The 1320-nt window shown below is 72.1% G+C and carries 1 protein-coding gene; it reads left to right on the top strand.

Translation table 11 applies throughout. From position 1 onward, the window contains the following. A partial coding sequence (locus ACTOQ1_RS42795) for a polyketide synthase dehydratase domain-containing protein (protein WP_440074330.1) occupies window positions 1-1320 on the top strand: 1320 nt, incomplete at both ends.

Here is a 1320-nt window from a genome sequence, read left to right as displayed (position 1 = left end):
TGGTGTTGCGGGCCGGGGCCGAGGTGGGCCGGCCGCTGGTGCGGGAGCTGACGTTGCAGGCTCCGCTGGTGCTGCCCATCGAGGGTGGGGTGCAGGTCCAGGTCGTCGTCGGCGCGCAGGAGGAGTCCGGCGGCAGGGCGGTCTCGATTCACTCGCGTCCGGAAAACGACCCCACGGCCCCATGGACCAGCCATGCCGAAGGACTGCTGAGCGCGGAGCCGCTGCCGGTGGCGGGGTTCGAGCTGGCTCAGTGGCCGCCGGCCGATGCGGTGGCGGTGGAGGTCGATGGTCTGTACGACGATCTCGCGGCGGTCGGCCTGGAGTACGGGCCGGTCTTCCAAGGGGTGACGCGGGCGTGGACACGGCCCGGTGAGGTGTTCGCCGAGATCACGCTGCCCGAGCAGGCGCACGCCGACGCGGCGCGCTTCGGGGTGCATCCGGCGCTGCTGGACGCGGTGCTGCACGCCAGCGCGCTGGGCGACCTGCTGCCAGAACCCGAGCCGGGCAGGCCTTTCCTGCCCTTCTCCTGGTCGGGCGTCTCCCTCCACGCCACAGCCGCGACCAGCCTGCGAGTCAGGCTCACCATCGACGCGAACACCGGTGGCACCAGCATGGCGCTGACCATCGCCGACGGGTCCGGTGTGCCGGTGGCGGAGGTCGAGGCGCTCACGTTGCGTCCGTTGTCGACCTCCGACCTGGCCGCTGCGGGTGATCGTGGCTGGTTGCACCAGGTGGGCTGGACCGCCATCGCGGCCGGGACGAGCACGGAAGTACCCCGCTGGGCGGTGCTGGAGGCGGGAGCCGGCCTGGATTCGGTCGTCGAGCCGTCGGAGGCGGTGCTGGTCGCCATCCCATCCGGCGGTGAGCTGGGTGTGGTGACGCGTGAGGTGCTGGGCCTGGTGCAGGGGTGGCTGGCCGAGGAGCGGTTCGCCTCCTCGCGGCTGGTCCTCGTCACCCACGGCGCGGTGGTGGCGGTCGCGGATGAGGTGCCGGATCTGGCGCAGGCGGCGGTGTGGGGTCTGGTACGGGCGGCGCAGGCCGAACAGCCCGGCCGGTTCGTACTGCTGGACCTGGACACCGACCCTCTCGACGAGAGCGTGATCACTCAGGCACTGACCACGGGCGAGTCCCAGGTCGCGGTACGAGACGGACACCTGCTGGCACCGGGACTGAACCGGATGGCCGAGCTGGTGGGCGTGGAGCCAGGGCTGCCGGGCGACGACACGGGACTTTCGAACAGCGTGCGGTCGGTGTTCGGTTCGGAGGGCACGGTGCTGGTCACCGGCGGCACCGGCGGGCTGGGCGCGGTCGTGGCCAAAC

Source organism: Streptosporangium sp. OZ121, from assembly GCF_051918885.1.
Classification (GTDB): domain Bacteria; phylum Actinomycetota; class Actinomycetes; order Streptosporangiales; family Streptosporangiaceae; genus Streptosporangium.
Note: the sequence above shows the minus strand (reverse complement) of the source record. Positions and strands in the feature narration are given on the sequence as shown.